The 21649-nt window shown below is 47.9% G+C and carries 13 protein-coding genes; 9 read left to right on the top strand and 4 right to left on the bottom strand.

The window, feature by feature from the left end; genetic code table 11:
* Positions 1–8: 8 nt before the first annotated feature.
* Entirely contained in the window at positions 9–1454 is a 1446-nt protein-coding gene (locus tag OLMES_RS15010) for an HDOD domain-containing protein (protein WP_087462011.1), read from the bottom strand.
* A 382-nt stretch (positions 1455–1836) separates the two neighbouring features.
* Between OLMES_RS15010 and OLMES_RS15015 the strand changes: the two genes are divergently transcribed.
* The 9 genes from OLMES_RS15015 to OLMES_RS15055 all read left to right on the top strand — a co-directional run bounded on the left by OLMES_RS15015 (position 1837) and on the right by OLMES_RS15055 (position 17341).
* Positions 1837–3672: an extracellular solute-binding protein gene (locus OLMES_RS15015; RefSeq protein WP_157678325.1), complete on the top strand. Its 1836-nt coding sequence runs from the start codon at positions 1837–1839 to the stop codon at positions 3670–3672.
* A gap of 143 nt (positions 3673–3815) precedes the next feature.
* Entirely contained in the window at positions 3816–5756 is a 1941-nt protein-coding gene (locus OLMES_RS15020) for an extracellular solute-binding protein (protein ID WP_232465118.1), read from the top strand.
* A gap of 93 nt (positions 5757–5849) precedes the next feature.
* Entirely contained in the window at positions 5850–6941 is a 1092-nt protein-coding gene (locus OLMES_RS15025; protein ID WP_087462013.1) for a microcin C ABC transporter permease YejB, read from the top strand.
* Positions 6942–6943: 2 nt separating this feature from the next.
* Positions 6944–7984, top strand: a complete 1041-nt coding sequence (locus OLMES_RS15030; protein ID WP_087462014.1) for an ABC transporter permease — start codon at positions 6944–6946, stop codon at positions 7982–7984.
* Positions 7959–9623, top strand: coding sequence for an ABC transporter ATP-binding protein (locus OLMES_RS15035; protein WP_087462015.1), 1665 nt, complete (start codon positions 7959–7961; stop codon positions 9621–9623). The genes OLMES_RS15030 and OLMES_RS15035 overlap by 26 nt, the downstream gene beginning before the upstream one ends.
* 127 nt (positions 9624–9750) lie before the next feature.
* Positions 9751–10542, top strand: coding sequence for an enoyl-ACP reductase FabI (locus tag OLMES_RS15040; protein WP_087462016.1), 792 nt, complete (start codon positions 9751–9753; stop codon positions 10540–10542).
* Between the two features lie 351 nt (positions 10543–10893).
* A complete protein-coding gene (putA, locus tag OLMES_RS15045; protein WP_157678326.1) occupies positions 10894–14073 on the top strand; it encodes a bifunctional proline dehydrogenase/L-glutamate gamma-semialdehyde dehydrogenase PutA in 3180 nt (1059 codons plus the stop codon).
* Between the two features lie 442 nt (positions 14074–14515).
* Complete coding sequence (locus tag OLMES_RS15050; RefSeq protein ID WP_087462018.1) at positions 14516–15394, top strand: hypothetical protein; 879 nt, start codon at positions 14516–14518, stop codon at positions 15392–15394.
* Positions 15395–15433: 39 nt separating this feature from the next.
* Positions 15434–17341 carry a tetratricopeptide repeat protein gene (locus OLMES_RS15055; RefSeq protein ID WP_157678327.1) on the top strand — a complete coding sequence of 636 codons (1908 nt, stop codon included), beginning with the start codon at positions 15434–15436 and terminating at the stop codon, positions 17339–17341.
* Between the two features lies 1 nt (position 17342).
* On the opposite strand, the gene OLMES_RS15060 is transcribed toward OLMES_RS15055, so the two are convergent.
* From OLMES_RS15060 to flgL, 3 genes are all read right to left on the bottom strand, one after another.
* Positions 17343–19172, bottom strand: a complete 1830-nt coding sequence (locus OLMES_RS15060) for a long-chain-acyl-CoA synthetase (RefSeq protein ID WP_087462020.1) — start codon at positions 19170–19172, stop codon at positions 17343–17345.
* Between the two features lie 141 nt (positions 19173–19313).
* On the bottom strand, positions 19314–19937 hold the full coding sequence (locus tag OLMES_RS15065; protein WP_087462021.1) for a hypothetical protein: 624 nt from the start codon (positions 19935–19937) through the stop codon (positions 19314–19316).
* A gap of 459 nt (positions 19938–20396) precedes the next feature.
* Positions 20397–21638, bottom strand: coding sequence for a flagellar hook-associated protein FlgL (gene flgL, locus OLMES_RS15070; protein WP_087462022.1), 1242 nt, complete (start codon positions 21636–21638; stop codon positions 20397–20399).
* Positions 21639–21649 lie beyond the last annotated feature (11 nt).

Genomic DNA, 21649 nt, shown 5'->3' on the forward strand with positions numbered 1-21649 from the left:
GGGTACCGTCAGCGTTTTGGCCGCGTAGCTAAAACCGCGAGACTGACATTGGCTTGCTGGGCAAAATGTTTAAAACCACTGACATATTTATCATCGAGTGAGCGGTGACTCACGCCCAAGTCGGCATAAATAATTCCGATATGTTTTTCCGCGACGGCAAGCGGCGCGATCAAAAATTCATTCACGCCGGTGATCGCTTTAATTTCGGCCGGTGGTGTGAGTTTGCCTGAGCCGCCGAATACTGACTTTAAAGCAGTGGCTTCACGAAATACCTGATAAAAATAGCTACCTTCCCGTTTCTCAAATCTGAATCGAAAGCGGCTACGCCAATCTTCGGTATTTTTACCCAATGCGTATTTGGTCTGCAGGAATTCACGATTCTTATCAAATATGGCTAAAACAACCCGCTCGAGGCCGACACCGCGATTCAATCCTTCCAGAATCGTCTGGAATATCGCGTTCATGTCCCCACCCTCCATAATCATGGAGGTTAGGTCTTGCATGATTTTGAGTTGTAGATCCTGATTCGGGTTCAACAGATTTGATTCGTCGAAAAGATCATCCAGTGACACACCATTCTTGTCTTTACTCGACGGTATCTGGCGAATAAGCTCTTTGTTACCATAGCGAGCGGCAACCTCTGCAGCCTCGTTCGCGCTGTCCATGACCTGCTTGTGTAATTCTTTGATTGAAAGACCGGTAAATTTGGTTAGATCCTTCAGCAGTTCTCTGAACTCCGGGGAATTCCAGCCTTTCTTGGCGGCGTAGCTTATCCGTTCCCCTAAAATTACTGCCTGGGCCTGCTCTGAAGGCTTACTTGAAGGTTTCAACGACTCAATCAACAAGCCCCCAAGTTTCCAACGCTGGGCCAATCCCAGTCCCAGCCGCGTGAAGCCAACACCCAGGTGTTTTTCCGCCAACAGCTCTTTATCCGCCCGGGAGGTGAGTAAATTGACATTTTCCTCATATTCTCGGGCGGTTGATTCATCAGTTGTTAACACCAGTGTTTCTGCAAGATTGAATAGCATTGAGGTCACAAAGACTTCTTCCTTGCGACTGGAATTCAGTTTTTGACACAGGTTTCTGGCTTGAATCGCGCCATGCAGACTGCTCGCGATAACTTGAACCAATTGGCTGGAAGGTTTTTCTTGCAGCAAGGTTTCCAGCACTTTAATGGAAACGCAGATTGACTTGATCGTATTAAAGCCAATGTGAAATATGGCACGGCTGACGGTTGTGATTGCAGTATTACTCGGATTAAAGTGCACACTGTTGGCGACTCTGATCACTTGGGTTGTCAGTGATGAGTCTTTGAGTATGACCTCGGCAAGCTGGTTCGCGGAACTTTCGTCTGACGCGGTCAACTCATTCAGCTTTTGAATAATCCCTGTAAGACCCACACCTTCTGTGTTTTCCAAACGCTCCAGCCATTTTTCTACACCCCTTGTTTCCACTCCAGATTTACCTTACCCTCGGGATTATTACTCTATTTTCGAAAAATAGCTTAAGATTAAATGGCTTGTTCCTTTAATTTTAGAAACAGTTTGTATTCTAACAAGGTCAATTATTGCTAATCTTGTGCTTTATTTTGATCCAAAGCGAAACCAGGCTTGTTTCAGCTTCCGGCTCGGGAGCAAAACCGTTCGTCACAAACCTGGCGTTAAAGCCAAGAAACGCTGACTTCAAATCATTGCGAGATTCAACCCAATCCACATGATATCGATAGAACCATCACCACACCAAGTAATGCAAACGCCCCGCTTTTTGACTGTCATCGAACCGTTATTTCATCTCGCCCGAACACTTACTTTCTGCCTGGGACTGCTCTGCCCGCTCGTGGCGTCAGCTGTATCCCCCTCAATCGACTCTCCGCCAATATCTGTCGAGCAGTCCGGTTTGACAACGTCCCATGGTTTTGCACTTTATGGTGAGTTGAAGTATCCACCTGACTTCAAGCACTTTGACTACACCAATCCCAATGCTCCCAAAGGGGGTGAAATTACACTCATGGGTTTTGGCACATTTGATACGTTAAATCCCTATACACTCAAGGGCATCAGTCCCTGGGGTAGTCCGGGCTTTTTCATGTACGGCATTGGTGAACTGAACGAAAGCCTGCTTGCGGGCAGTAGCGCTTACCTCAAATCAGGGGATGAACCGTTCTCAGCTTATGGATTGATTGCCAAACACCTCACCTATCCAGCGGACTTTTCCTGGGTTGAGTTCGAACTTAACTCGAAAGCACAGTTTCACGATGGTCACCCCATTGATGCGGATGATGTTATTTATTCCTATCATATTCTGATCTCGGAGGGGCATCCGATATATCGACAATCACTTGAAGACATCGCGGATGTTCAGAAGGTCAACTCACAACGGGTGCGCTTCAATTTTAAAGCCCGGAATAAACCTTCAGCAATCTTGCGCGCCGGTGAAATGCCAATCCTGCCCGAACACTTTTGGTCCGGTCGCGAGTTTAAAGATTCGCTGACAACCCCACCCTTGCTCAGTGGTCCTTACCGGATATCAGAAGCAAAACTGGGCAACCGGGTCACCTTTCAGCGGGTCCCCAATCATTGGGGGAAAGACCACCCGGTCTACAAAGGGCGATTTAACTTTGATACGGTACATTTTGATTTTTACCGTGATCAAACCATTGCCTTCGAAGCATTCAAATCAGATGAATTTGACGTTTTCTATGATTACACCGCAAAAAACTGGGCAACCGCTTATACCTTTCCAGCGCTGAAACAGGGTAAAGTCGTAAAAGCCGAAATTCCTCACGACATTCCATCACCCACTCAAGCGATTGTATTCAACACCCGCCGGGCCCCATTCGATGATATTCGCGTCCGTGAAGCCTTTTCGCTGATGTTTGACTTTGAATGGACCAATACAAACCTGTTTCATGATGCTTATCGGAGAACGCGCTCCTTCTATCCCAACTCGCCATTTAGCGCAAACAAAGTGATCAGCCCGAAGGTAAAAGCACTCCTGATCTCGCTGGGTCTGGACGAGCAATCCCCCATACTGAATCAACCATTACACCATCATGAAACCAACGGTAATGGCAATATACGCCCGCAACAGCGACAAGCCCTCGCTTTACTGAAAGATGCCGGCTGGACCTTCTTGGACGGCAAATTATTAAATGCCGAAATGCAACCTCTCAGCTTTGAGCTACTGATACGACAAAAGGGCTTGGAACGGGTAATGCTACCTTATCTCAAAAACCTTGAACGCCTTGGCATTGAAGGGAGTTTGAGACTGGTTGATTCCTCCCAGTACAAAGTACGCCTGGACCAATTCGACTTTGATCTTACTACACACATCTGGTCGCAGAGTCCAGCGCCGGGTCATGAGCAGAAAAATTACTTTCATTCGACGTTGAAAAGTGTTCAGGGTAGCCAGAATTACGCCGGTATCGCGAACCCGATAATTGACCGATTAACCGAGCGTATCACCCAAGTGAAAGATTATGATGAACTCATTGTCACGATGAAAGCGCTGGACCGGATGTTACTATCGGAACACTACGTCATCCCGAACTGGCATATCGATTACCACCGGGTTGCCTACTGGAATAAGTTTGGCTTACCGCAACAACAGGCTGAATTTGTCCTCGGCTTCGAAAATTGGTGGTATCGGAGCCCAATTGATGACCACAAATAAATGCAGTTTCCCGCCAGAAACTTTCCCGGGCCTCCAAGTTCCGGTAAAGTAGGCTGCGCACCGTTGATCGAAACCCTGATCGCGCGCGTTATCGTATTACGAATTTATCAAATTAAATAATAATGAGAAGTGAATTTCCCAGTATGAATCTATCGATCAGTATGAAGGTATCGAACAAGCGCTCCCGGCGATTTTACCCACATCAGTCCGAAGCTCATCCACTTCACTGTAAAGATCAGCCAAATAAACCGAAAACTTCACCGCTATCGATAACCGTTCTGTCTTTTTTGTCCTCAATTATTTTTTCCCTGTCTCTTCAATCCGTCGTTGTAGCTGAAGAAGTTGCTGCGAAAGAAGTTGCTGCGGTACACGGCCTTGCCATGCATGGCACGCCAAAATACGGCGCGGACTTCACCCATTTTGAGTTCGTAAACCCCAATGCTCCGAAAGGTGGAACGCTGACACGGGAAACCATTGGCGACAATTTTGATACTTTCAATCCGTTCCTGGTCAAAGGCGTTCCTGCGGCAGGTGTAGGTCTGATGTTTGACACCCTCACGAAACACAGCGGTGACGAAGCCTTTACCGAATACGGTTTGATCGCGGAAAAAATTCAAATGCCAGAAGATCGCTCCTGGGTTATTTTCCACATTAACCCGAAAGCAAAATTCAGTGACGGTCAGCCTATCACCGCGGAGGATGTTAAATTTACCTTCGAAATGTTGACTACCAGCGACAAAGTACAACCCTTTTACAAGACATACTATGGCGACGTCACGGAAGTACAGATTCTGGATCCACTGCGCATTAAATTTCAGTTCAAAAACGACCAAAATAAAGAATTACCCCTGATACTCGGCCAACTTAATATCCTGCCCAAACATTTCTGGGCGACTCGAAATTTCGAGAAAGCAGATTTAACTGTCCCTGTCGGCAGTGGCCCTTACCTGCTCGAATCTTACGAAGCAGGCCGACGTGTTGTCTGGAAACGCAACCCTGATTACTGGGCAAAAAATCTTCCGGTAAACAAAGGTTTCTACAACTTCGACGAGATTATCTACGAATACTACAAGGATCGAACCGTTGCGCTGGAGGCCTTCAAGGCCGGCGAATTTGATTTTACCGTTGAAAACACCGCTCGAAACTGGGCAAATGCCTATGTTGGCCCAAAATTCGACAGCGGTGAGCTGGTGAAAGAAGAAATTCACCACAAACGACCCGCCGGAATGCAGGCCTTTGTCTTTAATACGCGCCGGACGAAATTCGACAATCCTCAAGTGCGCCGGGCTCTTGCCTATGCTTTCGATTTTGAGTGGACCAATCAAAACCTGTTTTACAGTCAGTACAAACGAACCAACAGCTATTTCGAAAATTCGGAGTTGGCTTCCAGGGGATTGCCCAGTGCGGCCGAACTGGAAATACTGCAGCCCTATAAATCACAATTGCCTGAAGAAGTGTTTACAAAGGCCTACCAGGCGCCCACCACAGCAGCGCCATCCAATCTGAGAAAGAACCTGCGGGAAGGGTTAAAAATATTAAAAGCGGCAGGCTGGAACATCGTGAACGGTACACTGGTCAACGGTAAAACCGGCCAGCCCCTCAAGTTTGAGATCATGCTGTATTCCAAAGATTTTGAGCGAATCGTTCAGCCGTTCATTCAAAACTTGAAAAAAATGGGGGTTCAGGCTTCCATTCGTCTTGTCGATACCACGCAATATATCAATCGTATTCGCGAATTTGATTTCGACATGCTGGTTTACACCATTCCGCAATCCAACTCACCAGGAAACGAACAACGGGACTTCTGGTACTCTGGCAATGCTGACGTACAAGGCAGCCGGAATATTCCCGGTGTCAAAGACCCGGTTGTAGACGCCCTGATTGAAAAAGTTATCAGTGCCACAGACCGGGAAGACTTGATCGCACATACCCGCGCCCTGGATCGCGTGCTACTCTGGAATCACTATGTCATTCCCAACTGGCATAACCCGTCCGCACGTGTTGCCTACAAGGCAAACTTGATGCGTCCCGCTATTACACCCGATTCCGGCGCGGATTTAATGACCTGGTGGTTTAAACCTTAAACGTCGGTCTCACCGAGCAGAATTACCAACGGAACTTTTAGCGGAACGCTTTGCGGAACTAATAGCGGAACTCTCACCGGAACTACGAAAAGAATGTTTAATTACATTGCCCGTCGTTTATTACTCATTATACCGACGCTGTTCGGTATAATGCTGATCAATTTTATCATCGTCCAGGCCGCACCTGGCGGGCCTGTGGAAAAAACACTCGCCCAATTACAGGGGCTTGACTCCGATCTGCAGAGCAGGATGGGTGGCTCGGCTGCGGAAGCCATGAACGCGACATCCAACAGCAGTGAATCAAGCTACCGTGGTGCCCAGGGCCTGGATCCCGAGCTCGTCAAACAAATCGAAAAACTATACGGCTTCGACAAACCTGCCCCGGAACGCTTCTGGGAAATGATATCCAACTATATGGTGTTTGACTTTGGAGACAGCTTCTTCCGTGACCAGTCGGTCGTCGACCTGGTCATCGAAAAATTACCCGTATCGATTTCACTTGGATTGTGGTCCACGCTGATTATCTATCTGATCTCGATTCCTTTAGGTATTCGCAAAGCCGTCAAGGACGGTACACATTTTGATGTCTGGAGCAGCAGTGTCATCATTGTCGGCAATGCAATACCGGGTTTCCTGTTTGCCGTTCTGCTGATTGTTGTGTTCGCCGGGGGATCTTACCTGGACTGGTTCCCACTCCGGGGCCTCACCTCACCGGAATTTGATCAAATGTCCTGGCCGGAGAAAGCCATGGATTATGCCTGGCACATGGTGTTGCCCATCACCGCAAATGTAATCGGTGGCTTCGCGACGTTGACCATGCTCACCAAAAACAGTTTTATGGATGAAATCAACAAGCAATATGTTGTCACTGCCAAAGCCAAAGGGCTGGAGCAGTCCAAAGTACTCTATGGCCATGTTTTCAGAAACGCCATGCTGATTGTCATTGCTGGCATGCCCAGTGCGTTGATCACCCTGTTTTTCACCGGATCGCTCCTGATTGAAGTGATCTTTTCCCTGGATGGATTAGGATTGCTCGGCTTTGAAGCCGCCATCAACCGCGATTACCCGGTTATGTTCGGAACGCTGTATGTTTTCACGCTGCTCGGGTTGATCTTGAAACTGGTGAGCGATATTACCTATGTACTGGTCGATCCTCGAATCGATTTTGAGAGCCGGGAGGGTTAAGAATGCGACATCTGTTCAACAGCCAATCCTGGACACCACTTAATCAACGGCGTCTGGCTAATTTTCGAAAAAACAAACGAGGCCATTATTCACTCTGGATATTCCTTGTTTTGTTTTTCATCAGTTTGTTTGCTGAATTCATCGCCAACGACAAACCCATACTGGTTCGTTATGACGGTGATTTCTATTTCCCGATTTTCAATGTTTATCCGGAAACCACATTCGGCGGCGATTTCCCGACTGAAACCGATTACCGGGATGAATACGCCGCTGAACTCATTAACGCTAACGGCTGGATGTTGTTCCCACTGATACCTTACAGCTACCAGACCATCAACTATAATTTACCCGTACCAGCCCCTGCTCCCCCCTCAAGTGACAACTGGCTTGGCACCGATGATCAGGCGAGAGATGTAATGGCCCGATTGATTTACGGATTCCGTATTTCAGTTTTGTTCGGCCTTGCCTTGACAATCATCAGCTCGATTATCGGTATTATCGTGGGTGCCATACAGGGCTTCTACGGGGGTAAAGTCGATCTGCTCGGGCAACGCTTTATCGAGATATGGTCTGGTTTACCCGTTCTGTATCTGCTGATTATTTTATCGAGTTTTGTAAAACCCACTTTCTGGTGGTTGCTGGGAATAATGCTGCTCTTCAGCTGGATGGGACTGGTAGATGTGGTGCGAGCAGAATTTTTAAGAGCCCGAAATTTCGAGTACGTCAGAGCGGCAAGAGCTCTGGGCAAGGGTAACTGGGGCATTATGTTCCAACACATGCTCCCAAACGCCATGGTTGCCACACTCACCTTTATGCCATTTATCCTCACAGGTTCTATCACGACGTTGACCTCTCTGGATTTCCTTGGCTTCGGCCTTGAGCCGGGTTCACCGTCGCTGGGCGAGCTTATCTCCCAGGGTAAAACCAACCTGCACGCAACCTGGCTCGGCCTATCTGCGTTTGTTGTATTATCTGTGATGTTAACGTTACTGGTCTTTATTGGAGAAGCGGTAAGAGATGCCTTTGACCCACGAAAATCATAATCATGCGGGTATGTTGACGGTTGACGATCTTGCAGTAAATTTCGGCAGCGGGGAACGAACAGTCAATGCAGTAAAGTCGATTTCATTTTCCGTTGGAAAGGGTGAAACACTCGCGCTGGTTGGCGAAAGCGGTTCCGGCAAGTCCGTTACAGCGCTTTCCATCCTGCGTTTGCTACCTGAAGGCAAAGCCAACCACCCCCGGGGCACGATTAAGTTCAATGGCGAAAACCTGCTCAACCTCGATGAAAAGGCAATGCGACGCATTCGTGGCAATAAAATCAGCATGATTTTTCAGGAGCCCATGACGTCGCTTAATCCATTGCACACCATCGAAAGACAGATCAGCGAAGTTTTGCTCTTGCACAAAGGCCTGAGTGGCCCCAAAGCTCGAAAAAGGTGTATCGAATTGCTTTCACTGGTCGGCATTCCTGCACCGGAAACACGTCTTTCGGCGTACCCCCACCAACTTTCGGGCGGTCAAAAACAACGGGTCATGATCGCCATGGCCCTGGCGAACGAACCCGACCTGCTAATCGCCGACGAACCCACCACCGCGCTTGATGTAACCGTACAAAAACAAGTGCTCGACTTGCTCAATTCGCTCCAGACCCGGCTCGGTATGGGTATTTTGTTGATTACCCATGACCTGAATATCGTTAGACAATACGCCGATCATGTCGTCGTCATGAAGCAGGGTGAAGCCGTTGAGCATGGCCCCTGTGAAGCACTTTTCGAGGCACCTGAAGACCCCTACACCCGGGCACTGCTGGCCGCCGAACCGGAAGGTATGGCAGATGAGCTACCTGACTCAGCGGAGACGCTGTTAAAAACCGAAGATCTCACGATTCGTTTCCCGACCCGGAAAAATTTCTTCGGCAAAGCGGTGGAGTTCCTGACCGCAGCAGACCGGGTGTCTTTATCCCTGCGCAAGGGGGAAACGCTAGGTATTGTGGGTGAAAGCGGCAGCGGCAAAACCACGCTCGGCCTGGCGATTATGAAATTACTTGGACATCAGGGAGAGATCTATTTCAAGGGCGACCCGGTCCACAAACTGAGCCAGGAAGCTTTCCGTCCCTACCGCAGATCATTGCAAATCGTGTTTCAGGATCCGTTCGGCAGTCTCAGTCCACGCATGTCAGTGGGGCAAATCATTGAAGAAGGTCTGCTCATTCACAAAATTGGCACCGCCGAGAGCCGTAAAGAGATGGTAAACAATGCGCTACGGGATGTGCAATTGAGTCCTGAGCTTAGAGATCGCTATCCCCATGAATTTTCCGGGGGCCAGCGACAACGCATTTCGATTGCCAGAGCACTGGTACTGAAACCTGAGCTGATTATTCTGGATGAGCCGACGTCAGCACTGGATCGGACCGTGCAAAAACAGGTCGTGGAACTGTTGAAGACTATTCAGAAAAAATACAACATCAGTTATATATTCATCAGCCATGACCTTGCCGTGGTCAAAGCGATCAGTCATCAGGTGATGGTAATGAACCATGGAACCGTTGTCGAACATGGCCCCTGTAAAGCGATCTTTTCCGAACCTCAACACGCCTATACGCAAGAGTTACTCAAAGCGGCGTTTTACAATACCGCGCCGATACAGCACCGGGTCGACACGCCACCGACATACAGTTGAAACAAAGGGTTTATAAATTGACACTTTTTGTCAAAACAAGGGTACTTGAGTCCGTTAATATGAAACGTCAACAAACCTTAATGTTGCAAGCACCCACTTTATCGAAATTACAGGATTAAAATAACTTATGGGATTTTTAGCTGGAAAAAAAGCACTGGTTGTTGGTGTCGCAAGCAAGCTCTCTATCGCTAAAGGTATCGCGGACGCCTTCTATCGGGAAGGCGCTGAAATTGCCCTGACCTATCAGAATGAAAAACTGCAAAAACGCGTCGAAGGCTTCGCCCAAGAATACAACAGTGACCTGGTGTTCCCCTGCGATGTCAGTCAGGATACGGAAATTGAAGCCATGTTTTCCGCATTGGCAGAAAAGTGGGATGGTATCGATATTCTCGTTCACTCCGTTGGCTTTGCACCGGCTGAAGAACTGGATGGCAACTACGTGGATATCACATCCAGAGAAGGTTTCAGAATTGCCCACGATATCAGCTCCTACAGTTTTGTGGCACTCGCAAAGGGTGCACGAGAACTTATGCGGGGACGCCAGGGCAGTCTGCTGACACTGTCTTATTTAGGTGCCCAACGCACACTACCGAACTACAATGTAATGGGGGTTGCCAAAGCCAGCCTGGAAGCCAACGTTCGTTACCTGGCAAACAGCCTGGGCCCGGAAGGCACGCGGGTAAATGCCATATCCGCCGGGCCAATTAGAACCCTGGCAGCATCTGGCATCAAAAGCTTTCGGAAAATGCTGGCAGAAAATGAAAAGCGAACGCCATTACGCCGGAATGTAACCATCGAAGAAGTTGGCAACAGCGCGGCGTTTCTTTGCTCTGATCTCGCAAGTGGCGTGACGGGCGAGATCATGTACGTAGACGGTGGCTTCAATATAACCGCGATGGCAGACCTCTCGGAGGCTTAAGCATTCTGATTCGGTTTAAAAATAGCAAGTCTCTCTAAAAGAGTATATGCTTAGTAAGGGTTGGCCGGGGCATCTCAGTCGGCAAACCCCACCGGGAAGTCTCTGACAAGCACAGAGGCTTCTGGTGTGGCAGCCAGGTGTTTGATCCTCGCCTGTCTCGTCGATTCAATCTTGTGGAGCAATCCCATGACTCAGAATCCTAGGCCAGATTTGCACCAACTTTCGAATTCTCAACGCTTAGATCCTCAATACACGGATTCTCGACATACGGGAACTTCACATAGCCCGTTGCATACAACAAACTGCTTCAACAGTACCCCACCCTGCGACCGACTTACGCGCTATTTTCTTATGCCGGATAACGAATACTTCAATACGATTCGTGGGGATTTCCAGTATTCGACCCCCAATGCCGTCGCCTCCCGGTATCCATTTGAATTAATCGACTCTGAAGAAACCATCAACCACATTGAGAAACGGGCTCGATCAATTATCCATTCAGCATCATCCCGGCAAGAAGCTCGAAACGCGATTCATCCACCGGTGTCCAATTTGTTTGAAGCCTGGATCAGTGAATATTCGCTCGATACACAAGAAGGTATCATTCTGATGGGGCTGGCCGAGTGTTTCCTGCGCATTGACAATACCGACACCGCCTTTCTCGCACTGGAAGATGCCCTGCTGAGAGGGCAATGGGAAAAGCATATTGGTCGCTCACCCTCAACCTTTGTCAATTCGTCAACTTTTGCGTTTCTGCTGGGCAGTGAAACGCTGAATTCGCTGGAAAAAATATCCCGCCTCAGTTCATTTATTGATGGTCTGGTTCATAAATTTGGCGCTCCGGTTCTCGTCAGCGCAGTCCGGAAATGTATTGAAAAGCTTGGTGATCATTTTGTTTGCGCAGATACCATCGAAAATGCAGTCGAAAAGAGCCAGAATGCAATCGAACTCGGGTACAGTCAATCCTTCGATATGCTGGGCGAAGCCGCATTAACCTTTGCGGATGCTGATCGATACTTTGAGTCTTACTTGCATGCAATCGATGTCCTGCGCGAAACCAAAAATACATCATTCACAGCAATACCTGGAATTTCCATAAAGCTTAGCGCGCTCGACCCCCGATATGAAATTAGACACTGGCCCGAGTGCCATAAACGCCTCTATCCACGATTACGTGCACTGTGCGAAAAAGCCAGTGAAGCGGAGATCCCCATTACGCTTGATGCAGAAGAATCTCACCGTTTGGAGATGCAACTGTTGCTCATGAGTCAACTCATGGGTGACATTCCGTTCAAATCCAATTATGAGATGGGTATTGCGATCCAGGCGTATCAAAAAAGAGCGATACCTGCGATCGACTACCTGATTCGAAGTGCTGAAAAATTCGGTCGTACGCTCCATATTCGCCTGGTCAAAGGCGCTTATTGGGATACCGAAATAAAGTCAGCACAACAGAATGGCTTGGCGCACTACCCGGTTTTCATTAATAAGCGCAATACCGATTTAAACTATCTGCTCTGCGCGAAAAAACTGTTAGCGCACCATGATCTCATTTACCCTCAATTCGCGACTCACAATCCGGTTTCAATCGCTGCGGTTCTGGAGTATAGCCAGGCAATACCCGAGCAAATGCCGACAAGTCGCCGTTTTGAATTTCAGAAATTGTACGGCATGGGTGATCTGTTTATGCAATACCTCAAAACAGAAACCCCCTATACTGTCAGGGCCTATACACCCGTCGGTCGCTATCGTGAGCTACTGCCCTATTTAGTGCGTCGGCTACTGGAGAATGGTGTCAACTCTTCAATTCTAGGGGCTTTTCATCGCGGCACGATAAATTCCCAGACCAGTTCCAGCTCCCCGGTAACGGTACGGCACCCATTAGTTCTCGCGCAGCCAAAAAAGGTTTTAGACAACCCCGCTGATCTGTACAAACCGTACAGGAAAAATTCTCCGGGTGTTAACCTGAGCTGTCTCGCGACACTGAACCAGGCCTATGAAGCACTGAATCAAACCGCACACCATGCCACAACCTTCCAGCGACCGGGGCTTATGGCAACCTCCATCCTGAATGGGGAAGATTGCCACGGGCCATCTTCGCACGTTAAATACAGTCCGATAGACTCATCACTCAAGCTTGGGACATGTGGGACTGCCGACGTCGAGATTGTCGAAACAGCCCTGTCAAATGCACATAATGCCTATGAGGATATACGCAGCAGCAAACTGTCTACCCGGTGTAATTTATTGTCCGTTTTTGCTGAAGCACTGCACCAGCACCGAGAAGAGCTTAGCCATCTTGCTGCGCTGGAAACCGGTAAATGTATATTCGACAGTTTAAATGAAATCCGTGAAGCAATCGACTTTTGCTACTACTATGGTCAAAGCGCAGCAAATGTACTGGTCACCCACCCCCTTCCACATACCGCAGGAGAACAAAACAAACTCGGCTTTCGGGGTAAAGGCGTTGTGTTATGTATCAGTCCCTGGAATTTTCCAATCGCCATATTTATCGGCCAAATCATCGCGGCGCTAGTTTCTGGTAATGCAGTTATTGCAAAACCGGCAAGCAACGCGGTTTTTCTGGCCCACAGAATCATCAAAATCCTTCAGGGGGCTGGCTTGCCGGATCACTGGGTTCAGCTCGTTCTCGCACCGGGAAACACTATATTTGATACGGTGATCCCCTCTCCACAGATTTCAGGTGTCGCATTTACCGGCAGCTTTGACGTCGCACGGGAAATTAATATTGCGCTTGCTACCCGCCGTGACAGCCTGGTGCCACTGATCGCCGAAACGGGCGGTTTGAATGCCATGATGGTAGACAGCAGCGCCCTTCCGGAACAAGTCATACAGGATACGCTGCATTCCGCGTTCAACTGCGCAGGACAACGCTGTTCTGCGCTGCGCATTCTGCTCGTACCACAACAACAACTCAAACTCTATGAAACAACGTTAATCCGGGCGATGGATACCCTCAGGGTTGATTCACCGTTACTCACGGAGACCGACATTGGCCCCGTGATCGATCGCGACGCCTTTACCTCGATACAACGCTATATCCGCCATGAAATGTCCACTTATAACGTACATCAGGTTGAACTTCAAAAGCATTCCCCCAACGGCCACTATATCGCGCCAACGCTGATGATGTGCCCTGACCTGAAAGAAATTCACAAAGAGGTATTTGGACCCGTGCTGCATCTCGTACCCTATGATGAATCCAAACCGGAGCCAACCATCGCAACGCTGAATAAAAAGGGGTTCAGTTTAACGTTCGGCATTCACAGCCGGATAAAAAGTCGGATACGAAGTGTTATCGAGCAAATTAACGCGGGTAACATCTATGTAAATCGCAATATTGTTGGCGCTGTAGTTGGCAGCCAACCTTTCGGCGGGTTCGGTAAATCAGGTACGGGGACGAAGGCTGGAGGACCACATTATCTTCTGCACTTTGTTAATGAAATCGCGGAATCGGTCAATATCAATGCCTCCGGCGGAGATCCAGGCCTGTTCAACCAGTACGAGTAACACGAACGACCTGATTCAGGAAAGCACTATCCTGCGCTGTGCTCTGCAAGCCGTTAAAGACACCCAAATCAATATCATTACCGTAGAAGACCTGTGGAATAAGAGATAGAAGATATTTTGCAAATCCAGGTAAATCGACAAACTGGATACAACTTCACACGGGAAAAAAACATCGACTGCAGAGGGGATCAACGACAGTATTGGCTGCATTTCAGCTTGCCCACCCCACTCTCTATAAGACTTTAGTATAACAAAAGACGGCTTTTTCCGAAATTTGATTGTATTACCTAATTTTTTCATAGGTAATTGATCTCATGGAAAAACAAAGGCTTAAAGCGGCTTGAAATGCATGCATTTAATGGACGGGATTACGCTCCAGCTTGAGAATGATGCTCACAGAAAAACCGTTTTCTTGCGTTAGAGTAGTAGAGAGGAAAACATAATGTATACCGAGCTGGCATATGTCGGCACCCTGGCCGAAAAAGGCGGCCCCGAACAGGTTGATTATCCTGCATTGGATGCTGCCACTCAGAATTTGTTCGAGCTGAAAAGTCGTGAAAATTATAGCCATGTGGATGACCTTATTCGTGATGCGTTTGGTACGTCTGAACTCGACACCACAATCCATAAACTGTTAAGAGAAAAAAGTAATCAGCACCAACGCAATATTGATATTGTCGATCGAGTTTGTGGACACAAGGCCTTCGATGATCTCGAAAACAATCGTTGGGACAGTTACTTTTTCTCCCAGCCTGTCGTTCGTTCACTTCGCAATCGAACCGGCTTTTTAAAAGCTCAGCTGGAACGGAAATCACGTACGACACCATTTGAAAAAGCCTTGGCTTACGCTTGTGGGACTACACCAGAGTTATACGCCTTCCTGCGCCATAATCCAGATAACTTGTTGCTCATTGAATGCACAGAGCGAAACAGAAACGCGCTACTTCGGGCGAAGAACCGCTGTTCTCACCTTTCTGACCGACTGACATTTTCCCGCTCACACGTCCACAGAATTCGTTCAGGTGAAAATTACAGCTTTATCTGGTCTACGTCTTTGTTCGATCAAGGGGATGATTTAACCTGCAGCAAAGAGTTAAAAAGGCTGATTAATCGATGCTCTCCAGGGGGTGAAATACTGATTAGCTGTTTCGCTGAAACCAATCCGAGCCGGGCCATGATGTCTGTTTTTGGCTGGCATGCCGCTCACCGCTCCCAGGATCAATTGCTCTCTATCGCTCAGAATGCGGGGGCTGAACGCAACCAGATTTCCATCGAGCGCGATGCGGAAGACTCACTCTATTACCTGCATATTTATCGGTAGCCATGACAAGTTACAGCCTGCTGTCTATAGTCTAGTGCTATGACAATACATACTTTTAATAACGTTGACAGCATAAGTAAAACCCAGTGGCTACTCGTGATCGCGCTTTTTCTGACCGCGATCATCTACATACCCGGAATCCAGGGGCCGAGCCTGCTAGATGACCACGTTAATCTGGTCATTAACGACAAGCTCCACATACAAGATCTCGGCATCGAATCATTATATGGTGCCGCAACTTCAATTCCGGGCCCCTATCATGACTACAGTCCGCTGTTAAATCGCCCAATAAGTTACCTTTCGTTTGCCTTGCAGTTTTATTTTTCGGACGACCCGAAGAGCGCCTTTAAAACCGCAAACATTATCATACACCTGCTCTGTGGGATCGCCGTATTTTTTCTCACTAAAATTCTGATGGCCGTTTTGCGATCAACAGGTAGTCATACACCCTCAGAACAATGTCAAGGGTCGGAAACCGGAGCAATCGAGTGGATTCCACTCCTGGTGACAGTGATCTGGCTATTACATCCCTTAATGGTCAGTACCGTTTTATACAATGTACAGCGCATGACGCAACTGAGCACCCTGTTCTCCCTTGTTGCGCTTTCTCTATTTGTTATTACCCGTAAAACGCTCAGTCGCTCCTCTATATCCGAAGTCTCGAGTTTAACGATAATCGCGGGTTTCTGTTCAGTACTGTTTTTCACTGCTCTAGCGTTCTTGTCAAAACAGAACGGCATTCTCACATTGCTACTTTGCCTGGTAATCGAAGCATGCTTTTTCCGCTTCAAGTTCCATCCGGCATGTAATCGAGGCATTTTGTTAAGTTATCGGCTGGCTGCGGCAATGCTGATACTGTCTTGGCTCTCGATGTTGATTTATTTCTATTTTAAAGGGAACCCGAACCTTTCGCAGGTACGGGAGTTTACCCTGGATCAACGCTTGCTCACTGAGGCGCGCGTGCTTTGGGAATATCTCTACTGGTTTATCTATCCCATACCGGCTAATTTACATTTTCTCCACGACAACTACCCGGTCAGTCAAAGTCTTTTTGCCCCTGTAACAACGTTAATCAGTGTGGCTGGATGGATAACACTTCTCGGTATCGCACTGCTGTGTTTGTGGCTCAATCGATTGCCCCTGCTGTCTTTCGGCATTCTCTGGTATCTCGTTGCCCACTCGATGGAATCTACGACGATTCCGTTGGAACTCGTGTTTGAACATCGAAACTATTTGCCCTATGTAGGCCCACTTTTCAGCCTCATTGCCGCACTCGTCCCGACCATTGAACAAGCGGCTTTAAGACCGCTACTAAAGGGCTTGATCCTCTGCAGTGTGATTTTGATCCCGGCGTTACTTACGCTTGAAAGGGTGAGCTACTGGAGTAGCGAAGAGAAACTGATAGACCACTGGGTCGAGGTTAACCCTCAATCCCCCAGAGTGTGGGCCAAGGTAGCGAATTTTTATTTCCAGGCAGGTCAACCGGATGCGTCATTCAAAGCACTTACTGTCGCAGAGTCCCTGAATCCGGTTGAGACCGGTTATGTCATGGCACAAATGTCACTGGCTTGTGCCTACCCACAACGTTATAACGTTGATACTGTCAGACAGCTGAGGGAGCGTATCCTGAGCAGCCTGCAACAACCACCGACAACATCTTATACCAGCAACCAACTCGCAATCATGATCCAGATTTGCGAGAACCCGAAACAAATGAAGTTTCTTAAACCGATTTTCCAGATGGGGCTCAACAGTCCAAAACGGGTTATGGTCAATACCAGTAACTACGGCTTGGCGGTAATCGCAGCGGAAGCAGGGAACTTAAGGGAAGCAAGAGAGCATTTAAATGCGGTGCTCAAAAATCATCCGGAGCACGAGGCGGCACAAGCGCTTTTGAAAGAAGTGGATCGCGCTGAAGCCGCAGATCCACTCAGAATTGTTTTTTAAATCAATAGCGGTATTCACCGTTGTTGATTTTACCTTCAATTTCAGGCGTTAACTGAACATATTTATTATCCCGCGGCAACCATACGTAAACAGGATTGTCCTGTTTGTCCAGATGGTAGGCAGACTCTTTCAGCGGTGCCTTTTTGTGCTTGAACGTTCCGGTTGTTTCCATTCCTTCGCTGATGCGCAAGAATACTGGAATTGCATAGGGCGGAAGTTCCGATTTCAGGTAATTAAACAATCCCTCAAAATCAAACTGGCCCGGCTCGCACTCCAGACGGATTGAAGCCATTCCGGCCCGGCCATTGGTGTTTGGAATTTCCACACCGTAAACAACCGTTTCACTCACCCGGTCATAACCATCCAGAATATGTTCAACCTCAGTGGTTGACACATTTTCGCCTTTCCAACGGAATGTATCGCCAAGACGGTCAACAAACTGGGCATGACGGAAACCAATATCCCGCATCAGGTCACCTGAATTAAACCAGGCATCACCTTTTTTAAATACATCCCTGAAAATACACTTCTCGGTTTTCTCGGGGTCTGTATAACCATGAAACGGGGTTTTCGGGGTGATTTCACCAATGAGCAAACCCGCTTCACCTTTATCAGCCCGAACCATAAACCCTTTGCTGTTCCGGATCGGCGCTTCCGCTTCTTTGTCATATTTCACGATTGCATACGGGAACGGTGACACGCCTACCGTATTATCAAAGTTCAGCAAATTGGTGAACCCGATATTGCCCTCGCTTGAGCCATACAATTCCATTACCCGGTCTACACCGAAACGCTGTTTAAAGTCCTTCCAGATGCTGGGACGTAAGCCATTACCCACCATAAGGCGAACCTTGTTATCCAGATCATTGGGTTTCGCCGGTTGATCCATAAGGTACCGACACAGCTCGCCAACATAGCCAAATGCAGTAGCACCATTGTCCCGGATTTCATCCCAGAATCGGGATGCAGAAAAACGACGGGCAATGATCAGTGTCGCTTTTCCTGCCAGAACACTCCCCCAACACACCGCCATTGCGGTTGCATGATAAAACGGCAGCGTTACGTACATTCGGTCAGAAGCATCCAACTGCAGCGCACTCAATCCGAAAGCACCGTAGGCTTTCATGAAGCGGCCATGATTAAATACGACAGCCTTTGGCAGACCCGTGGTACCGGAAGTATAAATATAGAAACAAGGATCTTCTGAAAACACCTGATACGTGGTGTAAGGATTACTAGAGGGCTGCATCTGAACACTGCTGGCCAGATTTTCAAACCCTCGCGGTTTTCGCCCCGGTTCAGACAAGGTGTCTGTGTCCGCCATAAACAACTGGCCATCAGCCGGGACACTGAGATCTTTTTTGACTTCTTTGTACGCTTCAAACAACTCGTCGCCGACGATAGCAGCCCGAGGGGATACCAGATTAATACTGTGGACAAGAACCTTGCCACGCTGCGAAGTGTTGATCAGCGCGTTCACAGCACCAATTTTTGCACACGCTGTTACACAGGCAAACAGTTCGGGTCGATTCTCAAGCAGTATCGCGACCACATCACCTTTCTGAACGCCCTTTTTCAACAAATAATGGGCAATCCGGTTACTCCAGGCATTAAATTCAGCATAAGAATATTGGCGCCCCTGATAAATAAACGCAATCCCACCCGGATTTGTCTGGGCAGCCTGCTCCACACACAAGCCCAAGCCCACCGGCTTCATGGGGTCAGTATTATTACTGATTCTCAGTCCCTGGATTGCACGCGGCAGGCGCGCCACCAGGCTCGGTAATTTTCGGACAATTTTATTCAAGGTTACAAAGTCAGACGACTGCATGCGTACTGCAACTCCTGTATTCGCTAACAATTAGTAGGATTCCACTGCAAGAGAAATCGGGCCCTGGGTCACCAGGCGTAGTTTTATTGCCCGATGCAAGGCCCATTTTTGGATTATGTCAGATTCAATACACCAACTTACCTAACGTTTCCGCGTAGATGCTGGTTTGGATGCCCCTTTTGTCTTCAAGAAGTCCTGTAAGGAATCTTTAAGTTGATCAAGAAAGCCAGCGGATTTATCTTTCTTCTGCTCTGTTTCAGTCGTTGATACTACCTCGCTGTCCGCATCTGTCAGTAATTTTTCACCTTCATCCAGATAAATCGCTTTGGACGCCAGCAGTTTTTTATGAACATCACTTCCCAGCGCGATATCGCGGATATCACAAATCTTTTCCACGGCCTTATCAAAGGCCACTTCCAATCCATGGGAGTTTACAGAAACGGATTTAAATATCGCCTTTTTATCTGGCTCTTTGACGCGGATTTTAAATTCGGTACAGGGTTTGCGTCCTTCGCGGTGTCGCGTCTGCAACTGTAATCCGACGATTCGACCGTCTTCATGGATTAACCCTTCACCGGATAATTTTTTTCGTTCTATATAGGCTTTACGCCGTAATTCAAGATCTGCCTCGACTTTGTGTGCTTCCTTGAGTGCTTTCTTTTCACTACGCCCGATCCTTACGTATACTTGGTGCTCCTTACCATTCCATGCTTTTGTGACCCTGAAATAACGGCGTTCACCGTCTTTAAAAACTGTGATTCCCATTGTTCGGCCCGTTGTTTTACTATTGCGATTGGACGGTAATTAATTGTTTTTGCGAAAAAGCTTTTGCGTAAAAACAATGGTTTTTTCAACCTAGTGTCTCTGTCGAAGGGAAACAATCGAAATTGCGTTGACGACTACTGAACACTCCATGCTCGGTACCTGGATCGGCCGGATGAACGTACAACCCGATCTGGAGCGTCACGACGGGTATGTCTTCTCGACATACTCATTTCGCCCTCAACTGTTTACATTTCACACACCCTGTTCATATTTTAGCCCATTTTCCCATAACGCGACAGGTCGTGGTTTTCAAATATGACAGCGTGACATAATGCTTTGTTAGTTGTAGGCCATAAACCCCGAAGGCGTCAAATAAACGACACCTTTGGTGCTTATTATAAGCATATTCAACGCAGTTTACGTATTTTCATGACGAAATACGTGTGCTAAATCGCAATATTAGAGCTGATCAAACAGGCTCAAGCCGGTAACACGGGTAAACGTACCGTATGCTGCATCTAAAATAAATGACTGTAGTGACAAATTGCTCGTCGCTTCAGCAAAGTCGACATCCTGCAGATCAGACAGAACCTCCTTAGTCAACACCTCAACATCAAGGTGCATTTCCCGGGTTGTTTCAATGGTATTGAGTCGAGCCCCTACATTTCCTCGTGTTTCCAGAATTGCCGTTTGCGCGCTATCCAGATTCGCCAGGGTGTCCTGGATTAACGCATCCAGAATTTGCCGTCCTTCTCCCGTTTCCTGAAAATTCTCCAAACCGTAAATCAGTTTCTCGGTTGTGGTTAAAAGGCTTTGCTTTTCCCGGGACTCAACTAAAAAAGAATCTCCCGCTGCAGGCGTACCTACAATTTCAAACTGGACACCATTTGCCTGAATCGGTTGGCCAGAAACGTAGGGCTGGGGGTTAAATATGACCTTTCCGCTATCCCGATCGGTTATCGTGAAATTCGGTCCCGGAGGTGTCACCAATGCTGGATTTGTGTTGAAGGTCACCACCATATCACCGGGATAATATTCGTCATACAATTCTTGGTCAATCATCAACCCTGTGGAAATCACTGCAGCAGGATCAGAGGTATTCCGCGGATTGGCACGGGTTGCAAAAGTATTTTCAGCAGCAGGTATATCGACAAACAATGCTTTCCCATTATCCCCTGATGAAACCTTCACGCTGGTGTCAACCTGCAGAAAGCGCTGCCCTTCATCCCCCTGGTAATAGTACGCACCAGACTCATTTTGCACGAAAGGCGCATTATTCCCCTGAAAGCCGGCAAACACAAACTCGCCACTGGGATCCTGAGAATTCATAAACCCGGCCAGTTGCGCTAGACGCTCTTTTACTTCCGCGGCAATATATAATTTATCATCTGCATTCTGAGCACCGTCACCGGCCTGAATGGTTAACTCCCGAATACGGATCACCACATCGTTTATCCCGTCCAGTAGTTGATCTTCCTGCCGTAACCGGTTTTCGGCCAGATCAATATTGCGTTTGTATTGTGCAATCAGATCCAGATCTTGATTTATTTGCAAAATTCGAGTGGATGCGACAGGGTCATCGGACGGACGCTGCACCCTTTTGCCGCTGGAAATTTGTAATTGGGTTTTCTGCAGCTGTTCGTTTACGTCCTGAATATTGTTGATACCCCGGTTAAACAGCTGTTGAGTCGAAATTCGCATTTCCGATTACC

It is taken from the genome of Oleiphilus messinensis, assembly GCF_002162375.1.
In the GTDB taxonomy this organism is placed as follows: Bacteria; Pseudomonadota; Gammaproteobacteria; order Pseudomonadales; family Oleiphilaceae; genus Oleiphilus; species Oleiphilus messinensis.

Excerpts from the sequence above, each read along its gene's own strand:
- putA (WP_157678326.1), top strand. The coding sequence starts at position 10,894 with ATGCCGGATAACGAATACTTCAATACGATTCGTGGGGATTTCCAGTAT.
- OLMES_RS15040 (WP_087462016.1), top strand. The coding sequence starts at position 9,751 with ATGGGATTTTTAGCTGGAAAAAAAGCACTGGTTGTTGGTGTCGCAAGC.
- OLMES_RS15035 (WP_087462015.1), top strand. The coding sequence starts at position 7,959 with ATGCCTTTGACCCACGAAAATCATAATCATGCGGGTATGTTGACGGTT.
- OLMES_RS15055 (WP_157678327.1), top strand. The coding sequence starts at position 15,434 with ATGACAATACATACTTTTAATAACGTTGACAGCATAAGTAAAACCCAG.
- OLMES_RS15030 (WP_087462014.1), top strand. The coding sequence starts at position 6,944 with ATGCGACATCTGTTCAACAGCCAATCCTGGACACCACTTAATCAACGG.
- OLMES_RS15065 (WP_087462021.1), bottom strand. The coding sequence starts at position 19,937 with ATGGGAATCACAGTTTTTAAAGACGGTGAACGCCGTTATTTCAGGGTC.
- OLMES_RS15060 (WP_087462020.1), bottom strand. The coding sequence starts at position 19,172 with ATGCAGTCGTCTGACTTTGTAACCTTGAATAAAATTGTCCGAAAATTA.
- OLMES_RS15020 (WP_232465118.1), top strand. The coding sequence starts at position 3,816 with ATGAATCTATCGATCAGTATGAAGGTATCGAACAAGCGCTCCCGGCGA.
- OLMES_RS15050 (WP_087462018.1), top strand. The coding sequence starts at position 14,516 with ATGTATACCGAGCTGGCATATGTCGGCACCCTGGCCGAAAAAGGCGGC.
- flgL (WP_087462022.1), bottom strand. The coding sequence starts at position 21,638 with ATGCGAATTTCGACTCAACAGCTGTTTAACCGGGGTATCAACAATATT.
- OLMES_RS15025 (WP_087462013.1), top strand. The coding sequence starts at position 5,850 with ATGTTTAATTACATTGCCCGTCGTTTATTACTCATTATACCGACGCTG.